At 72.0% G+C, this 19,645-nt stretch carries 19 protein-coding genes; 12 read left to right on the top strand and 7 right to left on the bottom strand.

Annotation, left to right across the window (positions count from 1 at the left end):
• The first annotated feature begins 9 nt into the window (after positions 1 to 9).
• The 3 genes from SERN_RS05090 to SERN_RS05080 are packed head-to-tail and all read left to right on the top strand — an operon-like array spanning position 10 to position 3,367.
• A complete protein-coding gene (locus tag SERN_RS05090; RefSeq protein ID WP_233251490.1) occupies positions 10 to 1,329 on the top strand; it encodes an ABC transporter substrate-binding protein in 1,320 nt (439 codons plus the stop codon).
• Positions 1,326 to 2,462 (top strand): carbohydrate ABC transporter permease, encoded by a 1,137-nt coding sequence (locus SERN_RS05085; protein WP_135849079.1) that lies wholly within the window; start codon positions 1,326 to 1,328, stop codon positions 2,460 to 2,462. The genes SERN_RS05090 and SERN_RS05085 overlap by 4 nt, the downstream gene beginning before the upstream one ends.
• A complete protein-coding gene (locus SERN_RS05080) occupies positions 2,459 to 3,367 on the top strand; it encodes a carbohydrate ABC transporter permease (protein WP_233251489.1) in 909 nt (302 codons plus the stop codon). The genes SERN_RS05085 and SERN_RS05080 overlap by 4 nt, the downstream gene beginning before the upstream one ends.
• A gap of 61 nt (positions 3,368 to 3,428) precedes the next feature.
• Here SERN_RS05080 and SERN_RS05075 read toward each other — a convergent pair whose 3' ends face one another.
• The gene (locus SERN_RS05075; protein WP_135849078.1) at positions 3,429 to 4,475 is read right to left on the bottom strand and encodes an NAD(P)-dependent alcohol dehydrogenase; all 1,047 of its coding nucleotides are present in this window, start codon (positions 4,473 to 4,475) and stop codon (positions 3,429 to 3,431) included.
• Positions 4,476 to 4,583: 108 nt separating this feature from the next.
• A complete protein-coding gene (locus SERN_RS05070) occupies positions 4,584 to 5,168 on the bottom strand; it encodes a DapH/DapD/GlmU-related protein (protein ID WP_135849077.1) in 585 nt (194 codons plus the stop codon).
• 253 nt (positions 5,169 to 5,421) lie between these two features.
• Between SERN_RS05070 and SERN_RS05065 the strand changes: the two genes are divergently transcribed.
• The 3 genes from SERN_RS05065 (at position 5,422) to SERN_RS05055 (ending at position 8,723) form a co-directional block, all read left to right on the top strand.
• The gene (locus SERN_RS05065; protein ID WP_135849076.1) at positions 5,422 to 6,369 is read left to right on the top strand and encodes a carbohydrate ABC transporter permease; all 948 of its coding nucleotides are present in this window, start codon (positions 5,422 to 5,424) and stop codon (positions 6,367 to 6,369) included.
• Positions 6,366 to 7,319, top strand: coding sequence for a carbohydrate ABC transporter permease (locus SERN_RS05060; protein WP_135849075.1), 954 nt, complete (start codon positions 6,366 to 6,368; stop codon positions 7,317 to 7,319). The genes SERN_RS05065 and SERN_RS05060 overlap by 4 nt, the downstream gene beginning before the upstream one ends.
• A 66-nt stretch (positions 7,320 to 7,385) precedes the next feature.
• Entirely contained in the window at positions 7,386 to 8,723 is a 1,338-nt protein-coding gene (locus tag SERN_RS05055; protein WP_135849074.1) for an ABC transporter substrate-binding protein, read from the top strand.
• An 84-nt stretch (positions 8,724 to 8,807) separates the two neighbouring features.
• Here the strand turns inward: SERN_RS05055 and SERN_RS05050 are convergent, their stop codons facing one another.
• Positions 8,808 to 9,890, bottom strand: a complete 1,083-nt coding sequence (locus SERN_RS05050) for a lactonase family protein (protein ID WP_135849073.1) — start codon at positions 9,888 to 9,890, stop codon at positions 8,808 to 8,810.
• Positions 9,891 to 9,928: 38 nt separating this feature from the next.
• Here SERN_RS05050 and SERN_RS05045 point away from each other — a divergent pair, with 38 nt between their 5' ends.
• Positions 9,929 to 11,266, top strand: a complete 1,338-nt coding sequence (locus tag SERN_RS05045) for a M18 family aminopeptidase (RefSeq protein ID WP_233251488.1) — start codon at positions 9,929 to 9,931, stop codon at positions 11,264 to 11,266.
• Positions 11,267 to 11,317: 51 nt separating this feature from the next.
• Here the strand turns inward: SERN_RS05045 and SERN_RS05040 are convergent, their stop codons facing one another.
• Both SERN_RS05040 and SERN_RS05035 read right to left on the bottom strand, forming a co-directional pair.
• Complete coding sequence (locus SERN_RS05040; RefSeq protein ID WP_135849072.1) at positions 11,318 to 11,713, bottom strand: type II toxin-antitoxin system VapC family toxin; 396 nt, start codon at positions 11,711 to 11,713, stop codon at positions 11,318 to 11,320.
• Entirely contained in the window at positions 11,710 to 11,967 is a 258-nt protein-coding gene (locus SERN_RS05035; protein WP_135849071.1) for a ribbon-helix-helix domain-containing protein, read from the bottom strand. The genes SERN_RS05040 and SERN_RS05035 overlap by 4 nt, the downstream gene beginning before the upstream one ends.
• 106 nt (positions 11,968 to 12,073) lie before the next feature.
• On the opposite strand from SERN_RS05035, the gene SERN_RS05030 reads away from it, so the two are divergent.
• The 3 genes from SERN_RS05030 (at position 12,074) to SERN_RS05020 (ending at position 14,602) form a co-directional block, all read left to right on the top strand.
• Complete coding sequence (locus SERN_RS05030; RefSeq protein ID WP_135849070.1) at positions 12,074 to 13,345, top strand: Nramp family divalent metal transporter; 1,272 nt, start codon at positions 12,074 to 12,076, stop codon at positions 13,343 to 13,345.
• Positions 13,345 to 13,896 (top strand): GNAT family N-acetyltransferase, encoded by a 552-nt coding sequence (locus tag SERN_RS05025; protein WP_135849069.1) that lies wholly within the window; start codon positions 13,345 to 13,347, stop codon positions 13,894 to 13,896. Before SERN_RS05030 ends, SERN_RS05025 begins: the two co-directional genes overlap by 1 nt.
• 103 nt (positions 13,897 to 13,999) lie before the next feature.
• On the top strand, positions 14,000 to 14,602 hold the full coding sequence (locus SERN_RS05020) for a dihydrofolate reductase family protein (RefSeq protein WP_135849068.1): 603 nt from the start codon (positions 14,000 to 14,002) through the stop codon (positions 14,600 to 14,602).
• Between the two features lie 39 nt (positions 14,603 to 14,641).
• On the opposite strand, the gene SERN_RS05015 is transcribed toward SERN_RS05020, so the two are convergent.
• Positions 14,642 to 15,889, bottom strand: coding sequence for an FAD-dependent monooxygenase (locus SERN_RS05015; RefSeq protein ID WP_135849067.1), 1,248 nt, complete (start codon positions 15,887 to 15,889; stop codon positions 14,642 to 14,644).
• 232 nt (positions 15,890 to 16,121) lie between these two features.
• On the opposite strand from SERN_RS05015, the gene SERN_RS05010 reads away from it, so the two are divergent.
• Positions 16,122 to 17,057, top strand: coding sequence for an SDR family oxidoreductase (locus SERN_RS05010; RefSeq protein ID WP_135849066.1), 936 nt, complete (start codon positions 16,122 to 16,124; stop codon positions 17,055 to 17,057).
• Positions 17,058 to 17,154: 97 nt separating this feature from the next.
• On the top strand, positions 17,155 to 17,991 hold the full coding sequence (locus tag SERN_RS05005; RefSeq protein WP_135849065.1) for a helix-turn-helix transcriptional regulator: 837 nt from the start codon (positions 17,155 to 17,157) through the stop codon (positions 17,989 to 17,991).
• On the opposite strand, the gene SERN_RS05000 is transcribed toward SERN_RS05005, so the two are convergent.
• Entirely contained in the window at positions 17,978 to 19,555 is a 1,578-nt protein-coding gene (locus SERN_RS05000) for a Na+/H+ antiporter (protein WP_199241515.1), read from the bottom strand. The two genes, SERN_RS05005 and SERN_RS05000, sit on opposite strands and share 14 nt — an antisense overlap.
• Positions 19,556 to 19,645 lie beyond the last annotated feature (90 nt).

Raw genomic sequence — 19,645 nt, 5'->3', positions numbered from 1 at the left:
GCGGGATCGATGCTGCTGTCCGGATGTCTGCAGAACCCCAACCAGGGCGGTGGGTCGTCCAGCGAGGGTGGCGGCATCCTCGCTGACAACGCCGAGGCCGACGGCGACGGCGTCGTCACGATCCTGGGTGCCTTCGGAGGCCAGGAGCAGGAGGCCTTCGAGGCCTCGCTGACCGAGTTCGAGACCTCCAGCGGCATCGACGTGCAGTACACGTCCGACCAGGACTTCACCAACACGATCCAGCTCCGCACCGGTTCGGGGCAGCAGCCGGACATCGCGATCTTCCCGCAGCCGGGCGGCCTCCTGGGTCTGGCCGACGACGGGTTCATCCAGCCGATCGACACCTACCTCGACTACGACGCGCTCGACACCACCCTGGTGTCGGGGTTCCTGGAGGCGGCGTCGCAGGGCGGCCGCACCTGGGGCGCCCCCATGCGGATGGCGGTGAAGTCCCTTGTCTGGTATCCGCTCGCGGCCTACGAGGCCGGCGGGTACGACACGGAGCCCGCCAACCTGACCGAGCTGGCCGACGTCGCGACGCAGATCCGCGACAGCGGCACGGCGGCCTGGTGCATGGGTTGGGAGTCGGACCAGGCGACCGGCTGGGTCGGGACCGACTGGATCGAGGAGTACATGCTCCGCCTGTGGGGCCCCGACGTGTACGACCAGTGGACCTCCCACCAGATCCCCTTCAACGACGAGCGCGTGATCGCGGCGTTCGACGCCTACGGCGAGCTGCTCGACGTTCCCGAGAACGTCCTGGGGGGCCGCAACGCCGTCCTGTCCGTGCCCTTCGGGGAGGCCATGCTCCCGGCCTTCCAGGAACCGCCGCAGTGCCTGATGGAGCGTCAGGGCAACTTCGTCACGGGGTTCTTCCCGGACGACGTGCAGGCCGATCTCGACGCCGAGGTCGGGATCTTCGCGTTCCCGCCGGCGGCCGAGGGCGACTACACCGGTCAGCCCATCCTGGGCGGCGGTGACCTCGCCGCGCTGATGAACGGCAACGACGAGGACGCCATCGCGGTCATGCAGTTCCTGACCTCGCCGGAGTTCGGCGGACCCTGGGCCGAGGCGGGTGGCTGGCTCTCCCCGCACACGACGTTCGACGTCAGCCAGTACCCCGACGACGTCACGCGGCGCACGGCCGAGATCGTCGCCGAGGCCGACGTGTTCCGGTACGACGGTTCCGACCTCATGCCCAACGCCGTTGGCGGCGGCTCGTTCTGGACCGCGATGACGGAGTGGGTCAGCGGTGCCAAGACCGCCGAGCAGGTGACGACCGACATCGAGAACAGCTGGCCCGACGCCGACGACGAAGAGGCGTCGTGACCGCGGCGAGCGCGACCACCACGGAACCGACGGCGCCCGCCAGGGGTCCGGTCCGCAGGGGCGGGGCGCCCGCCCGGCCGCTGCGGCTGATGGTGGGTCTGGTGGGACTGGCCGTCGTGGCGTGGCTGGCCGTGAACATCTTCCTGTCCCTCGCCTACTACCCCGGCTGGTACGGCAACAGCCGGGTGCTGATGGCGCTGGTCGGGGTCGTCGCCGGTCTGGGTGGGGCAGCCCTGCTGTTCTACTTCGTCAACGTCTTCATCGAGTCGCTCCCGCAGCGCCTGTCCCAGGGACTGATCCCCTACGCCTTCCTCATCCCGGCGTTCGGGCTCATCTCGCTCATGCTGCTCTACCCCGCCGTCCAGACGATCAACTACGCGTTCGCAAACCGGGACAGCACCGCGTACGTGGGACTGGACAACTTCCGGTCGATCTTCACCGACGGCTCGTTCTGGGTCGCCCTGACGAACAACGCGCTGTGGCTGATCATCGTGCCCGTCCTCACGGTCGCGGTGGGCCTGTTCGTCGCGCTGTTCACGGACCGGCTCTCGGCGAGCGGTGAGAAGTTCGCCAAGAGCCTGATCTTCCTGCCCATGGCGATCTCGTTCGTGGCGGCGTCGACGATCTGGCGCGAGCTGATCTACAACCCGAACCCCAACCTCGGTGCGCTGAACGCCATCCTCGGCACGTCCAACGACTGGCTGCGGATGGACCAGGGGCGCCTGAACTCCCTGCTCATGATGGTGATCCTCATCTGGATGCAGGCCGGCTTCGCGATGATCCTGCTCTCGGGTGCGATCAAGGGCGTTCCGGAGGACACGCTCGAGGCCGCCCGGCTGGACGGCGCGAACGAGCGCCAGGTGTTCCTCCAGGTGATCGTGCCCCAGATCAGGGGGACCATCCTGACCGTCTACATCACCGTCGTGATCCTCGTCCTGAAGGTCTTCGACATCATCTACGTCCTCACGAACGGTCAGAGCGACTCGAACGTGATCGCGCTGATGTTCTTCCAGGAGCTCTTCACGGCGGGCAACGCCGGTCGCGCGGCGGCGATCGTCGTCGTCCTGCTCCTCCTGGTCCTGCCGATCCTCGTCTACCAGGTCCGTACCTTCCGGAAGGAGCAGGGCCGATGAGCGCCGCTGTCACGAGCGCGCCGGCGGAGCGCACCAGCAACCGCCAGCCCGGCTTCATGAAGGACGGACGACGACGGAGCTGGACGTCCATCATCGTGGCGACGGTGCTCGCCGCCCTCTGGGTCCTGCCCAGCCTCGCGCTCTTCCTGAGCACGCTCCGCAGCAGGGACGCCCAGGCCTCGGTCGGTTGGTGGAACGTGTTCACCGATCCGCTGAACCAGGGGTGGACGCTCGACAACTACACCGGGGTCCTGCAGGGCCAGGACATGGGCGCGTCGCTCCTGAACACGCTCGTGGTGTCCGTCCCGGCCACGATCCTGCCGATCATGTTCGCGGCGTTCGGCGCCTACGCCTTCGCGTTCATGAACTTCCCGGCGAAGGAGACGCTGTTCGTCATCATCGTCGGGGTGATGGTGGTGCCGATCCAGGTGGCGCTGTCGCCGATGCTCAACCTGCTCGGCCCGAACGGCGTCGGCATCTCGGGCCAGTTCGTGGCGGTGTGGCTGCTGCACACGGGCTTCGGGATGCCGCTGTGCCTCTACACGCTGCGCAACTACATGAGCACGCTGCCGTTCTCGGTGGTCGAGTCGGCCAAGATCGACGGAGCCAGCCACTACCAGACGTTCTGGCTGCTGGTCGCGCCCATGTCGATCCCGGCGATCGCGGCGTTCGCCACCCTGCAGTTCCTCTGGGTGTGGAACGACCTGCTCATCGCCAAGCTGTTCCTGCTGCCGTCCAACACGACGGTGGTCGTGCGGGTGCAGCAGATGCTCGGCACCCAGGGGCAGGGCGCGGAGATCGTCACGGCCGGCGCGTTCATCTCGATGATCGTGCCGATCCTGGTGTTCGTGCTGCTCCAGCGGTTCTTCGTCCGTGGCCTGACCTCCGGGTCGGTCAAGGGCTAGGAGGAGGTCCGCAGACGGCAGAACGGCCGGCCCCTCGGGGCCGGCCGTTCTCACGCGCGACTCAGGCGAGCGTCGCGGCGTCGATCACGAAGCGGTACCGCACGTCGGACTTCAGCACGCGCTCGTACGCCTCGTTGATCTGGTCGGCCGAGATCAGCTCGGTCTCCGGCACGATGCCGTGCTCGGCGCAGAAGTCGAGCATCTCCTGCGTCTCCCGGATGCCGCCGATGGCCGAACCGGCCCAGCTGATGCGCTTGGGGATGAGCGCGAACGCCGGCACGGGCAGCGGCTCCGACGGCGCACCGACGTTGACGAACGTGCCGTCCACGGCGAGCAGGTTCAGGTGCGCGCCCATGTCGATCGAGGCCGAGACCGTGTTGATGATGAGGTCGAACGAGCTCGCCAGCGTCTCGAACGTCTCGGGGTCGCTGGTGGCGTAGTAGTGGTCGGCGCCGAGGCGCAGGCCGTCCTCCTTCTTGGACAGGGTCTGCGAGAGCACGGTGACCTCGGCGCCCATCGCGTGGGCGATCTTGACGGCCATGTGGCCCAGCCCGCCCATGCCGACGACGGCCACGCGCGTGCCGGGGCCCGCCTTCCAGTGGTGCAGCGGCGAGTACGTCGTGATGCCCGCGCACAGCAGCGGGGCGACCTTCTCGACGTCGAGGCTCTCGGGCACGCGCAGGACGAAGTCCTCGTTCACGACGACGGCCTGCGAGTAGCCGCCCTGCGTGACCGTGCCGTCGGCCGGGTCCTTCGCGCCGTAGGTGCCGACGTTGCCCTTGAGGCAGTACTGCTCCTGGTCGGCGAGGCACTGCTCGCACTCCTTGCAGGAGTTGACCATGCAGCCGACGCCGACGAGGTCACCCACGGCGTGCTTGCTGACGCCGTCGCCGACCTCGGTGACGCGCCCGACGATCTCGTGGCCGACGACGAGCGGGTAGGCGATCTCGCCCCACTCACCGCGGACGGTGTGGATGTCGGAGTGGCAGATGCCGGCGTAGGCGATGTCGATCAGGACGTCGTGGGTGCCGACGTCGCGACGCTCGATGGTGGTCTTGATCAGCGGCTCCGTGGCGGACGGGGCGGCATAGGCGTTGACGGTGCGCATGGTTCTCCTGGGTGGTGGTCGAGAGGGGACGAATGGGGGAGGGCAGGGCAGGGAGAGGTCAGGTCGGGGGACGGGGAGAGATCTCCAACGTACGACGGGGGGCCGCGCTCACGATGAAGTGGAGTCGAACCCCGTCGTCCGGATCACCCTGGCGGGCACGCCCGCGACGATCGCATCGGCGGGTACGTCCTTCGTCACGACGGCGCCGGCCCCGACGACCGCGCCGTCACCGATCGTGACGCCCGGGACCACGGTGACGGACGCGCCCAGCCAGACCCGGCGCCCGATCCGCACGGGCGCGGGGACCATGTCGGCGCGGCGCGCCGGATCGAGCGCGTGGTTCAGCGTCGTGAGGGTGGTGCCGTGGCCCACGAGGGTGCCGTCACCGATCGTGATGCCGCCCGTGTCCTGGAACCGGCAGCCCTGGTTGATGAAGACGTCGCGGCCGAGGGTCAGGTTCTTGCCGAACTCGCTCGAGAACGGCGGGAAGAGGGTGACCGACGCGTCGACCTCACGGCCGGTCAGCCGGGACAGCAGCGCCCGCACCTCGTCCGGCGTTCGATAGGCGCCGTTCAGCTCGGCGACGATCTGCAGCGCCTCCTGGGAGGCGGCGTGCATGAACGCGTGCGCCGCGGAGCCGCCCTCGATGGGGGCTCCGCCGTCGACGTGCGCAAGAAAGTCGGCGAGCTGCATGGGTTCCTCTCCTCGGTCCTCCCCCACGCTACGGACGTCCGCGCCCGCGAGGGAGGCACCAGCAGTACACCCCTCGCTCGGCCCCTCGGCGCCCGCCGCGCGGTCCCGACACCTCCCGGTCATCCGTCGCCCGCCCGGGGTTCGCGCGCAGGTCGACGGCGCGCCCCGAGCAGTTCATCCGGCCTCCCTAGCCTCGGCGTGGTCGCCCTCGTCCGAGGGCCGCCGCGGCGGATCCGGGTCGGAGTGCTCGTTCATGGCAGTGACACCAGTGGCACCAGCGCGACCAGCGCCGAGGGTCGCGGACCCCGATCGGCGACGACGACGCCGGAGCGCCACCTCGCGCCGACACCTCACCTTCGTCCTGCTCGCCGGGCCGAACATCGCGCTGATCCTGGCGTTCATCTACTTCCCGCTGGCCTCGAACGTGTACTACTCGTTGCTCGACTGGCGACTCGGGGCGCGGACGGCCGACGTGGTGGGCCTGGCGAACTACGTCGAGCTGTTCACGTCGTCGCGCGGGTTCGACGTGTGGCGCGTGACGCTGATCTTCACGCTCGCCACCGTCGTCGGGTCGATGGTGCTGGGCCTGCTGGTCGCGCTCGTGCTCGACCGGAACCTGCCCGGCAAGACGTTCGCCCGGACGGCGGTGTTCGCCCCGTACGTGCTCTCCGGCGTCGGCGTCGGACTGATCTGGCTGTTCATCTTCGACCCGCGTATCGGGCTGCTCGGGCACGTGCTGCGGGCGCTCGGTCAGAGCTCGCCCAACTGGTTCATCGACCCGACCCTCGCCCTGGTGATGGTCATCGTCGTCTACGTCTGGAAGAACCTCGGCTACTGCGCCGTGGTCTACCTCGCGGGCCTGCAGTCGATCCCGAAGGACCTGCTCGAGGCCGCGCAGCTCGACGGCGCCGGCCCGGTGCGCCAGCTCTTCTCGGTCAAGCTTCCCCTGCTCGGCCCGACGGTCTTCTTCCTGTCGGTGACCTGCATCCTGTCCTCGATGCAGGCGTTCGACATCCTGCGGATCATGACGCCGACGGGCAACGGCACGAACACGATCATCTTCGAGATCTTCCTGCAGTCCTTCGGCGCCTACCAGCGCGCGGGCTACTCCGCGGCCCTCGCCGTCGTCCTCTTCGTGGTGCTGTTCGTGGTCACGGCCGTCCAGCTCCGCTACGTCGAGCGGAAGGTCCACTACCGATGAGCACCGTCACCCGCACCACGTCCGCGGCCACGTCGCGTGACGCCGACGGCGCCCCCGGTACCCCCAGCACCACCGGCCCCGCTCCCGCCCCGACCCAACCCGAGTGGCGCAGGGCCTTCCGGCGGGAGAACGTCGTGGCGACCCTGGTGGGCGGCTACCTCCCACTGGTGATCGCCGTCCTGATCATCGCGGCGCCGCTCGTGTGGATGCTGATCGCCTCGTTCAAGCCCGCGTCGGAGATCGTCACGCCCGACCCGACGCTCTGGCCGCAGGACCCGACCTCGGCCAACTACGCCCTGGTGGCGGACCGCGTGCCGCTCGCCCGCGTCTTCCTCAACAGCGTGGTGGTCACGGCGGTGGGCGCCGGGATCAAGGTCCTGCTGGCGATCACCACCGCCTACGCGCTCGTCTTCGTGCGGGTGCCGGGCCGCAACGCGATCTTCCTCGGCATCCTCGTGGCGCTGATGGTCCCGCCCGAGGCGGCGATGCTGCCCAACTACCTGACCATCTCGGCGCTCGGCGGCCGCGACACCCTGTGGGGGATCGTCCTGCCCGGTCTGGGGACGGCGTTCGGCACGTTCCTCCTGCGCCAGCAGTTCCGGGCGCTCCCGCTGGAGCTGGTGGAGGCGGCCGAGCTCGACGGCGCCGGGCACTGGCGTCGGCTGTGGTCGATCGTCGCGCCCGTCAGCCTGCCCGCGATCGTGACCGTCGCCCTCGTGACCGTGGTCAACGAGTGGAACAACTTCCTGTGGCCGCTGGTCATCATCGACAGCCCCGAGAACATGACGCTCCCCGTCGGCCTCAACCTCCTGCGCTCCATCGAGAGCCAGACCGGCGCGTACGGCGTGCTCATGGCCGGCGCCGTGCTCGTGATCGTGCCCGTGCTGCTGGTGTTCGCGCTCCTGCAGCGCCACATCGTCGCGGGCCTCACGCAGGGCGCCGTGAAGTAGCGCCCCCCGATCCCACCCTCCCGCACGACAGATCCTCCGAGACAGACCCGACGAAAGGCACCGACCGTGTCCAGCAACGCCCGTCCGATCCTCACCGCGGCGCTCGCCGCCGCCACCGTGGCTGTCCTCGCCGCGTGCGGCCCCGCCACCGGCTCCAGCGGCTCGGCCGACTCCGCCGCCGAGGCGGTCGACTTCTCCGGCGTCGAGCCGGCCACCGAGATCACGTTCTGGTCCAACCACCCCGGGGGGTCGATCGAGCTGGAGAAGGAGCTCATCGCGGGCTTCGAGGAGGAGACCGGCATCTCGGTCGAGCTCGTCACCGCCGGCGCGAACTACGAGGAGGTGGCGCAGAAGTTCCAGACGGCGCAGACCTCCGGCGACGTCGGCGACCTCGTCGTGCTCTCCGACGCGACCTGGTTCCCCGCCTACCTCAACGGGTCGATCCTCCCGCTCGACGACGTGCTCGAGGCGGCCGACGTCGACACCAGCACCTACCAGGACACGCTGCTGGGCGACTACCTGTACGAGGACGACCACTACGCGGTGCCGTACGCCCGCTCGACGCCGCTGTTCTACTACAACAAGGACCACTACGCCGCCGCCGGTCTCGAGGACCGCGCCCCCGAGACGTGGGAGGAGGCCAAGGAGTTCTCCGCCGCGATCGCCACGGCCGTCCCCGCCGCCACCCCGTTCGGCTACCCGGCCGAGGACCAGTACCCGGCGTGGACGATGTCGAACCTCGTGTGGGGCTTCGGCGGCGGCTGGAGCGAGGACTGGGACCTCGCCACCGTCTCGGACGAGAACACCGTCGCGGCTCTCGAGTTCGCGCAGGCGTCGGTCGACGACGGCTGGGCCGAGGTCGCCTCGGGCGACCCGGCCACGGCGTTCTCCTCGGGCTCCGTCTCGCAGGTCATCGCCTCCACCGGCTCGCTCTCCGGCATCCTGGACTCCGCCACGTTCGAGGTCGGCACCGGCTTCCTGCCGGGCGGACCGGAGACGTCCGACGGCGTCGTCCCCACCGGTGGCGCCGGCGTCGCCGTGGCCTCGGCGTCCGAGCCGGAGCGCCAGCTCGCGGCAGCGATGTTCGCCGCCTACCTGACCAACGCGGAGAACACAGCGTTCTTCTCCGCCGGCACCGGCTACCTGCCCGTGCAGAAGGATGCCGACATGTCGGCCGTCTACGCCGAGGCGCCGCAGTTCGAGGTCGCCGTGGAGCAGCTGGAGCGCACGCGCAGCCAGGACTTCGCGCGCGTCTTCCTCCCGGGCGGTGACCTGGAGATCGCGAAGAGCCTGCAGGCGATCCTGACGCAGGACGCCGACGTCGCCGGCACGCTGGAGACCCTGCAGGCGAGCCTGCAGACCAACTACGACCGCGACCTGAAGGACGACCTCGAGACCGAGTGAGTCCGTCGCGACGGCGCCCTCGTCCCCTCGGGGGCGGGGGCGCCGTCGTCGTTCCGCCGGACGGGCGGACCGGCGAGAGATCCCTCAGACGAAGCGGACCCAGTTCGCGCCGGCGCCCGTCTCGGCCTGCTGCAGCAGCTCGAGCCGATCGCCGTCGACGGCGTAGAGCGAGACCGTCGTCGAGCGCTCGCCCGCGGCGACGAGGTGGGCGCCGTCGGGGCTGAGGTCGAAACCGCGCGGCTGCGGCTCCGTCGTCGTGAAGTGCTCCGGAGACGTGAGGGCGCCGTCGGCCGCCACCGTGACCGCGCCGAGCGTGCTCGCCGCGCGCTCGGACGCCCAGAGGTGGCGCGCGCCGTCGCCCGACGGCGCGGGAGCGCCCCACCGGAGGTCAGCCGCCCAGATGACGTGGTTCTCCTTCGGGTCGAGGCCGAGCCTGCTCGGGCCGAGCCCGGCGGAGGGGTCGGCCGCGGGCGCGGACCCGGTCAGCTCGAGCCTGCCGGTCGCACTGTCGCGCGCGTAGCGCAGCACCTGCGCGGTGAACTCGGTCAGGACCAGGACCGCCGAGCCGTCGTCGGACAGCACGAGGTGGCGCGGGCCGCTGTCGGTCGGCGCGGCGACCGTCTCGGGGCTGAGGGCGTGCAGCGCCATGTCGTCGCCGATCGCGTACTGCGCGATCAGGTCGTCGCCGAGCGAGACGAAGTAGGCGTGCGCGCCGTCACCGCTCGCGAGCACCGAGTGCAGGTTCGCGAACGCGATCCGCGAGACCGGCTCGGAGACCTCACCGTCCGCCACGCGCGCCGTGAAGCCGTAGCCGCCGCCGTAGGACGCGGCCAGGAGGCCGGTGCCGCCCCGGGTGAGCGCGACGTAGTTGAGGTTGCCGTCGGGCAGGTCCAGGCGCGAGCGCGGGGTGAGGACGCCCGTGGCGCGGTCGAGCGACAGCGTGAGCAGACCGGCGTTCTCGCCCTCGCCGGCACCCTTGACGGCCGCGTGCACGAGGTCGCGCTCGGCGTCGACCGCGAACGCCGAGCAGCCGGTCAGGCCCTCGGCGACGGCGAGGCGCTCCAGGGCGCCGTCGGAGAGCCGGAACGTGCTGATGCTGCCGTCGCCGGCGTTGGCGACCAGGACGAGGAGGGGGGAGGAGGACGGGGCGTTCGCGGGAGCGCTCATGACCCGAGCCTAGGCGGGTGCGTGCCTACGATCGAGGTGTGAGCTCCTCCGAGAACCTGGCCGACGCCCGCACCGTCCGCACGCACGCCGAGGACCTGATCGACCTCGTCGCAGCCTCGCCCTCGAGCCTGCACGCGGCCGAGACCGTGGCCGCGCGCCTGGTCTCGGCCGGTTTCACGCGCCTGGTGGAGACCGCGGCGTGGGACGTCGTGCCCGGCGGACGCTACGTCGTCGTTCGCGACGGCGCGGTCCTGGCCTGGGCGGTTCCTCTCGCCGCGTCCGCGACGACCGGCTTCCACGTGCTCGGCGCCCACAGCGACTCCCCGGGGTTCCGGCTCAAGCCCCAGCCGACGACGGGCACGCGCGGCTGGCTGCAGGCCGCCGTGGAGATCTACGGCGGACCGCTCCTGAACTCGTGGCTCGACCGTGAGCTGCTGCTCGCCGGGCGCCTGATCACGGCCGACGGCGCGCACCACCTCGTCGCGACGCCGCCGCTCCTGCGGCTGCCGCAGCTCGCCATCCACCTCGACCGGAACGTCAACGACGGTCTCGCGCTCGACAAGCAGACGCAGACCCAGCCCGTGTGGGGACTCGGCCAGCCGGCGACGGCGGACCTGCTCGCCGAGGTCGCGTCGCACGTGGGTGTGGCCCGGGCGGACGTGCGCGGCTACGACCTGGTGCTCGCCGACTCGGCGCGCGGTGCGGTGTTCGGGGCCGACGACGCGTTCCTCGCGGCGGGGCGGCTGGACGACCTGGCGTCGGTGCACGCGGGGCTGCGCGCGTTCGAGCGGCTGGCGGCCTCCTCCTCGGAGGGCGACGGCGCCGGCGCCGGCGTGGAGCGCCTCCCGCACATCCCCGTGCTGGCGGTCTTCGACCACGAGGAGGTCGGTTCCGCCACGCGCAGCGGCGCCGCCGGCCCGCTCCTGGGCGACGTGCTGGGGCGGATCGCGACGGCGCTCGGCGCCACCCCCGAGGAGCACCTGCGGGCGCTCGCGGACTCCTGGCTCGTCTCCAGCGACGTCGGGCACTCGGTGCACCCGAACTACGTCGGCCGCCACGACCCCGTGGTCCAGCCCGTGCTCGGCTCCGGCCCGATCCTCAAGATCAACGCCAACCAGCGCTACGCCACCGACGGCGCGGGCGAGGCCGCCTGGCGCGGCTGGTCGGAGCGCGCCGGGGTGGCGGTGCAGGAGTTCGTGTCGCACAACGGCGTGCCCTGCGGGTCCACGATCGGCCCGATCTCGGCGACGCGGCTGGGGATCAGGACGGTCGACGTCGGCATCCCGATCCTGTCGATGCACTCCGCGCGCGAGCTGGCCGGGACGAGCGACCTGCTCGGCCTGAGCCGGGTGGCCGAGGCGTTCTGGCGGTCCTGAGCCGACGCGGCTCTGCCGCGTTCAGGATTCTCGGAGCTCGGGCCGCGGACGTCACGCTCCCCGGCGAGGGAGGTCGAACGGCGCGGCGAGGCCCGGGAACATCGGGAAGTGGCGCACGTTCAGCGTGGCGAGCTCGTGCCCGAGCTCGACGGCCGTGGCGGCGATGAGGTAGTCGCCGAGCCCGATTCCCGAGTGGCTCCGTCCGAACTCACGGCGCAGGGCTCCGGCTCTGCGCGCGATCGCGTCGCTGACAGGTTGCGTCGTCAGCGCGCCGAGCAGGGTGTTCACGGCCCGCTCCTCACCGTGGCGCACGCCGCCCGTGATCTCGGCCACGGTCACCGCGCTGATCGCCAGCGGGCCCCGTGACCTCGCCCCGGTGAGCCAGTCGCGCGCCGACGGCACGCCACGCAGGTGGGCGATCAGCACGTCGGAGTCGACGAGGGTCACGCGTCGCGTCCCCAGAGCGCGGCGAGGTGGGCGGCACGCTCGTCCGGGCCGCGCTCGGCGACCTCGACCGCCGTCACCGCTCCGAACGACAGGTCGATGGCGGCGAGCGCGGACTCCTCGGCACCGGAGGCGCCCGCCAGCGCGCGGTCCACGACGCGGCGGATCATCTCGGCCCGAGTCACGCCAGCGGCCCGAGCCAGCTCGTCGAGCGCCTCGGTCTGGCGCGCCTCGAGGTAGATGTTGGTGCGGAGCATACACCGCACCATACACCGTCCCGACAGTTGTTGCCGGGCACGGGCAGGGCGGCGACGTCATGCCCCCGCCCCGTCGCCGCCCGACGCCGTCGGCTACCGTGCCTGGATGACTTCACAGGTGAGGGACAGCGACGTCGAGGACGCCACGGCCGGACCGCCGCGGTGGCGGATCATCGGACCCGGGCTCGTGGTGGCCGCGACCGGCATCGGCGCCGGTGACCTCATCGCCACGCTGGTGGCCGGCAGCCGCTACGGCTACGCGCTGCTGTGGGCCGCGGTCGCCGGTGTGATCATCAAGATCGCGCTGGTCGAGGGCGCCGGCCGCTTCACGCTCGCCACCGGCCTGACGATCTTCCAGGGCTGGCGCCGGCTGGGCATCTGGACCACGGTCTACTTCGGCCCGTACATCATCCTGTGGGGCTTCGTGTACGGCGCGGCCGCCATGTCCTCCACCGCGCTCCCGCTGAACGCGCTCGCGCCGGGGATACCGATCTGGGCGTTCGCGATGGTCTCCGGCCTGCTCGGCGCGGTCATCGTGTGGTTCGGGCGGTACAAGGCGTTCGAGTACATCATCGCGTTCTTCGTCGGCCTCATGTTCATCACCGTGGTCGGGGCTGCCATCGTCACGACGCCGAACCTCGGCGACATCGTCGGCGGTCTCGTGCCGCGCATCCCCGACGGCGCGCTCGTCTACACGCTCGGCATCGCGGGCGGCGTCGGCGGCACGATCACCCTGGCGGCCTACGGCTACTGGCTCCGCGAGAAGGGCTGGACGACGCCGCGCTGGATGAAGGTCATGCGGATCGACAACGCGATGGCCTACGTGATGTCGGGGATCTTCGTCGTCGCGATGCTGATCGTCGGCGCGGAGCTGCTCTACTCCGCCCAGATCACCCTGGCCGACGGCGACGCCGGTCTGATCAGTCTGGCCGACGTCCTGGGCGAGCGGTACGGCACCTTCATGACGTACTTCTTCCTCATCGGGTTCTGGGCGTCGTCGTTCTCCTCGATCCTCGGCGTCTGGAACGGCGTCTCGCTGATGTTCGCCGACTTCCTCGGCGAGGTCCGTGGCCTGCCCGACGACGACAAGCGCCGCAAGCTCGGCGGCACCTACTACCGCGGCTACATCCTGTGGCTGACAATCCCGCCGATGCTGCTCCTCCTGCTCGGCCGGCCGATCTCGCTGATCATCGCCTACGGCGTGCTCGGCGCACTGTTCATGCCGTTCCTGGCGATCACGCTGCTCCTCCTGCTGAACTCCACATACGTCCCGAAGGAGTGGCGCAACGGCTGGTTCCTCAACATCGCGCTCGGGTCGGTGGCCGTGATCTTCGTCGTGCTCGGGGTGAACGAGCTGATCAGGGCGCTCGGCGCCTGATGACGGGCGGCACCGCCCACGCCCCCGTGCTCGAGACCCCGCGACTCGTGCTGCGTCCGATGGCGGCGGAGGACGCCGAGGTGCACCACCGGCTGTGGCGTGAGCGTGATCCGCGCGTGCCCGCGCACCGGCGTCCGGACGAGCACGGCCGACCCACGGTGGCCGACCTCTCCGCGAGACTGAGAGACGCCAGCGCCACCCACGAGACGGACCCGGCGGCGCCCGCACTGCTGACCGTCGTGCTCCGGGAGACCTCCCGGACGCTCGGGTACTGCGGACTCTCGACGCAGGGACCGGGCGGGGAGGCGGAACCCGAGCTGGCCTTCGAGCTCCTCCGGGCCTTCCACGGGCGAGGTCTCGGCGCCGAGTGCGCGTCCGCCGTCGTCGGCCTCGCCCGCACACAGGGGTACCCGCGGCTGTGGGCGACGGTCTGGGACTGGAACGAGCCCTCGCGCCGGGTGCTGGCGCGCCTCGGCTTCCGCGAGGTCGACCGGCGCGACGCCGGGCACGCCGTCAGCCTGACGACGGTCCTGGCGTTGCGGGACGAGTAGGCGGGCGACGACCTGTGCCGGCACGTGTCACGTCCCACTCGCCGAGTTCGGGTCGTGACGGCGGTCCACCCCGTACCAGCAACGCCGACCGCGAGAGTGCACCATGGGACTCGTCCACCTCGAGCTGTTCGCCACCCTCGACCTCGTGGGCCAGTCGCCCGGGGGTCCCGACGAGGACCCCGAGGGCTTCGAGTTCGGCGGCTGGCAGGCGCCGCTGATCGGCCCCGTGACCGGGGAGCAGATCGCGGTGGCGTACGAGGGCACCGACGCGCTGCTCCTGGGCCGGCGCACCTACGACATCTTCGCCGCGTACTGGCCGCAGCAGAGCGGGTCGATCGCCGACCTGTTCAACGCGATCCCGAAGTACGTGGCCTCGCGCTCGACGCTCGACCTCACGTGGGCCGGCGCGCAGCAGCTCGGCGCGGACCTCCCTGCCGCCGTCCGCGAGATCAAGGAGCGCCACGAGGACGTCAAGGTCGTCGGGAGCCTGGACCTGGTCCGGACGCTGCTGGCCGAGCGGCTCGCCGACCGCCTCGACCTGTGGCTGCACCCGATCGTCCTGGGCCAGGGCAGGAAGGTGTTCGACGGCGGAGTGGTGCCCGCGAACCTGCGCCTGCTCGCCCCGGCCGAGACCGCGCCGTCGGGCACCGTGCACCTGCGCTACGCGATCACGGACGAGATCCCGGGGACCGGCACGATCGGCTGACGGCGCACCCCCGCCCCCGCCGGGGCGTCGCCACCGGTGTCAGCTCCTCGCGAGGGTGATCGCCGGCAGCTCCCGCTCGCTCTCGCCCGCGGATCCCAGGATCCGCCCGGCGATCCGGCGTACCGGCGCGGAGCTCGCGAGGCGCACCCCGGCGCGCAGCACGCCGACGCCGAGCGCCGAGCGCGGATAGACCAGGCGCGGCACCCCGGGCGGCAGCTTCTGCGTGTCCTCGACGACGGGCCGCAGCCACGCCTCGAACTCGCGCAGCCCGGTGGCCAGATCGGCCGCGGTGCTGAGGCTCGCCGCCAGCACGTAGCCGCCGAGCAGCGCCAGCGACGACCCGCCGCCGCCGACCGGCGTCACGCACCAGGCGGCGTCGCCCACCACGACGACGCGCCCGCGCGACCAGTGGTCGAGCCGGATCTGCGTCAGGTGGTCGAGGTAGACGTCCTCGGACGTGCTCAGGCCCGCCAGGACGCGCTCGGTCTGCCAGCCGGCGCCGGCGAACACCTCCCGCAGCACCCGGTCCCGCTGCGCCCGCGGGGCCGCGGCGAGGTCGCTGCGATCGGTCAGCCACGCCAGCGTGGCCCGGATGGTGCCGACGTTGTCGGGCCGCAGCGTCACCTGCCGCTGGTCGGTCGCGGTGTACCAGCGCCACCACCGGTCGTCGTCGTCGGTGCGCGGGATCGTGCCGTAGACGATCGCCAGGTCGAGCGGGTCGCGGTGGATCTCCTCGGCCGGGAGGACGAGGTCGCGCGTGGCGGACCGCACTCCCTCGGCGACCACCACGAGGTCGTAGTCGCCCTCGCGGCCGGAGGCGAAGGTGACGTGCACCGGGGCAGGTGCTGCGGCGTCGTCGACGGCCGCGACCGTGTCGCCGAACCGCAGGGTGACGGCGTCGCCGAGGCTGTCGCGGACGGCGCCCGCGAGGTCGCCCCGCAGGATCTCGAGCTCGGCCGTGGGGCCGTCGTGGCCCTCGCGCGCGGGGAACTCCCCGACCGTCCCGCCCTCACCGTCGACGAAGCGAGTGCCCTCCTCGGTCGTCGTGAGGTCGCGGACCCGCTCCCTCAGCCCCATGCGGTCGACGACGGCGCGCGCCGCCCCGCGCACGTCCACGTTCTGCCCGCCCTCGCGGAACTCCGCGGCGCGCTCGACGACGTCGACGCGCCAGCCGATGCGCTCGAGCCAGAAGGCGGTAGCCAGTCCCGCGATGCTGGCGCCGGACACGAGGGCGCGACGGGGCGCGGCACGCTCGCCCGGCTCGCGTGCGGGTACGGACGACGTCATGACGGTTCTCCCTCGATCGCGCTCTCGACTCGGACGATACGTCGGCTCGGGGCGTGCGCCCAGGACGGGTCGGCCGCTCCGTCGTCGCGCGCGACCTCGCGCGACCTCGCGCGAGCCAGGGACCGGCGATCCCTGGATGACGGGGCCCTGAACACCGTGGCGGGAAACCGTCAGGATCGGGTCACGGCCCACCGCGGGAGATGCCCGCTGCCCCTCAGATCTGGAGCTGACGATGCCTCGTCACCACGACATCACCGTCCCCGACCTCACCGGTCGCCGCGCCCTCGTCACCGGGGCGAGCGACGGCATGGGCGTCCACATCGCCGCGCGTCTCGCCCGGGCGGGCGCGACCGTGGTCCTGCCGGTGCGGAACGCCACCAAGGGCCGCGCGGCCGCCGACCGGATCGCCGCGGCGGTCCCCGGCGCCCGCCTCGACGTACGCACGCTCGACCTGTCCTCGCTCGGCTCCGTGCAGGCGCTCGCGGACGACCTGCTGCGCGAGGGCGAGCCGCTGCACGTGCTCATCGGCAACGCCGGCCTGATGACGCCGCCCGCGCGCAAGGCGAGCGCCGACGGGTTCGAGCTGCAGCTCGCGACCAACCACCTCGGGCACGCGGCGCTCGTCGGGCGGCTGCTGCCCCTGCTGCGGGAGGGGCGCGCGCACGTGACCTCCCAGGTCAGCATCGCCGCGAACCGCAACGCGGTGCACTGGGACGACCTCAGCTGGGAGCGCAGCTATGACCCGTTCCAGGCGTACAGCTCCTCGAAGATCGCCTTCGGTCTGTTCGCGATGGAGCTGCAGCGGCGCAGCGAGGCCGGCGGGTGGGGGCTGCGCAGCAACCTGTCCCACCCCGGCGTCTCGCCCACGAATCTCCTCGCGTCCCAGCCCGAGATCGGGCGGACGGGCGACTCGACGGAGGTCAAGGTGATCCGGGTGCTGGCGCGCCTCGGCATCGCGGGGACCCCGCAGTCCGCCGCGCTGCCCGCCGTGCTCGCGGCCACGAGCCCCGACGCCCGCGGCGGCCGCCTCTACGGCCCGCGCGGCCTCGGTCACATCGGCGGCCCGCCCGCCGAGCAGGCCGTGTACTCCCGGCTGACGAGCGAGGCTGACGCGCGGCGGATCTGGGACGTCACACGGGAGCTGACCGGTGTCGACCTTCCTGCCTGAGCGCGGCGCGCCGCCGGCGGCGGGGGCGGGCCGCGGCGCTCAGCCAGGGATCGGCGCTCCCTTGTTCCGGCGCCGCCCGGGGCAGCAGAGTGGCGGCATGGACCGGGACCAGCTCGCCGACTTCCTCCGACGCCGCCGCGAGGCGCTGCAGCCGGAGGACGTCGGACTCGGCCGGGGACCGCGCCGTCGGACGCTCGGCCTGCGGCGCGAGGAGGTCGCGGCGCTGTGCGACATGTCGGTGGACTACTACGGGCGGCTCGAGCAGCGCCGCGGACCGCAGCCGTCCGAGCAGATGCTGGCCGCGATCGCGCGCGGGCTGCGCCTGAACCTCGACGAGCGCGACCACCTGTTCCGGCTCGCGGGGCACCACCCGCCGGTGCGGACGTCCCACGCCGACCACGTCGCCCCCGGCACGATGCGCATCCTCGACCGGCTCGCGGACACGCCCGCGCAGGTCATGACCGATCTCGGCGAGACGCTCGTGCAGACCCCGGCGGCGCGCGCCCTGTTCGGTGACGAGACGCGCTTCACCGGGCACGCCCGCAGCATCGTCCACCGCTGGTTCACCGATCCGCGCACGCGGGAGGTCTACCCGGAGGAGGACCACGCCGCACTCTCGCGGGCCTTCGCCGCCGACGCGCGCGCCGTCCTGGCCAGGCAGGGCCCCCGGTCCCGGGCGGCCGCGTTGACCGAGGCGCTCCTGGCCGCGAGCCCCGAGTTCGCCGAGCTCTGGCGCGATCACGAGGTGCGCGTCACGCACGCCCGCCACAAGCGGTTGCTGCACCCGGAGGTCGGCGAGATGGACCTCGACTGCCAGCTGATGGTCGATCCGGTGCACGGCCACACGCTGCTGGTGCTGACCGCGGCGCCGGGGTCGAAGAGCCACGAGAAGCTGGCCCTGCTGTCGGTGCTGGGGCCGCTCAGTCGAGCGTGAGGTCTCCTTCCGAGAGGGCGAGCTCCTCGACGTCGATTCGCGCCTGCAGCTCGCGCATCACGGCGTCGTCGATCTCCTGCTCGTCGCGCAGCCGCACGATCGTGGCGCGCTTGTGCCCGAGCAGCGCGAGGGTCAGCGCCACGCTGCGCTCGCGGGCGGAGATCTCCTGCGGTGAGGCGTTCCCGCCACGCAGGCGCAGGTTCTGCTCGAACCGCTCGCGCACGAGGGCGACCTCGTCGTCGTCCACCCCGAGCTCGGCGGCGAGAGCCGGCAGCGCGTCGAGGGCCTCGCGGGTGGCCACGCGCGAGGCGAGCTCACGCTCGCGCTCGGCGCTGTCGTCCGCGGCGAAGCGCGCCCACCGCACGACGGCGGGAAGCGCCAGTCCCTGCGCCACGAGCGTCAGCACGACGACGACGGCGGTCACGAAAACCACCAGGTCACGGTCGGGGAAGGCCTCTCCGGACGAGACGGTGGTCGGCACGCCGAGCGCCGCGGCGAGCGACACCGCACCCCGGAACCCGGCGGCGGTGCTGACGATGCGGGAGCGGTTGGAGACGCGGCGGGCGAGCTGGGAGGGCCGTCGGTCGAGTGCTCGGATGAGGTAGGCGGAGGCGTAGAGGAACGCGGCGCGCACGAGCAGGATCGTGATCCAGACGGCGACGGCGAGACCGACCGCGCGCGCGAGGGCGTCGCTCGGCAGCGCGCGCACCACCGACTGCACCTCGATGCCGACCAGCACGAACAGCGCCCCGTTCAGCACGAAGGCACCGAGGGACCAGAAGGGTTCGGCGACACGGCGCGTGGCCGCGTCGATCTCCCGCGGGGCGCGCCGGCCGAGCACCAGGCCCGCGACGACGACGGCGAGCACACCCGACGCCTCGACGGTCTCCGCGAGGAGAAACGCCGCGAACGGCGTCACGAGCGTCACGGTGTTCGCGAGCAGCACGTCGCTGATCCGGCGCCGCGCCTGCTGGCCGACCAGGGCCACCAGCAGCCCCGCCAGGATGCCGCCCCCGTAGGAGAGCACCACGAGCCAGGACAGGTGACCGGCCGTCAGCGTCTCCTCGCCGACCGTCACCCCGACCGCGACGCCGTAGAGGACCAGGGCGGTGCCGTCGTTGACGAGGCTCTCGGACCGCAGCACTCCCATCATGCGTCGGGGGAGGAGTCGCGCCATGGCGCCGACTGCGGTCGCGTCGGTCGGGGCGAGGGCCGCACCGAGGACCCATGCCGGGCCCCAGGCCATGCCGAACGCGTGCGCGAGCGCGGCGACGGCGGCAGCACTCAGCACCACGAGCAGCGTGCTGACGAGGACGACGCCGCGCAGGCTGCGGCGGATCTCGCGCATCGAGGAGACGATCGCCTCCCGGTAGAGCAGCGCCGGAAGGAAGACGAGCAGCACCAGGTCGGAGGGGAGGTGGACGGCACGGAGCGCCGGGGCGAACCCGAGCAGGGCGCCGAGCGCGAGCAGCAAGATGGGCGTGGGCAGCCGCACGCGGCGACCGATCATCTCCCCGACGACGATCGCGGCACCGAGGACGACGACGAGCTCGAGCGCGTCCATCAGCGCTCCCGCCGGGCGCGGGCCTGCCGGAGTTCAGAACGGGTGAGATCCATCGGTGCTCCCTGCGGTCGTGACCGGTACCGGCGAGCA

It is taken from the genome of Serinibacter arcticus (assembly GCF_004786095.1).
In the GTDB taxonomy this organism is placed as follows: Bacteria; Actinomycetota; Actinomycetes; order Actinomycetales; family Beutenbergiaceae; genus Litorihabitans; species Litorihabitans arcticus.
The sequence above is the reverse complement of the archived record's forward strand: the minus strand, read 5'-3'. Positions and strand labels throughout refer to the sequence as shown.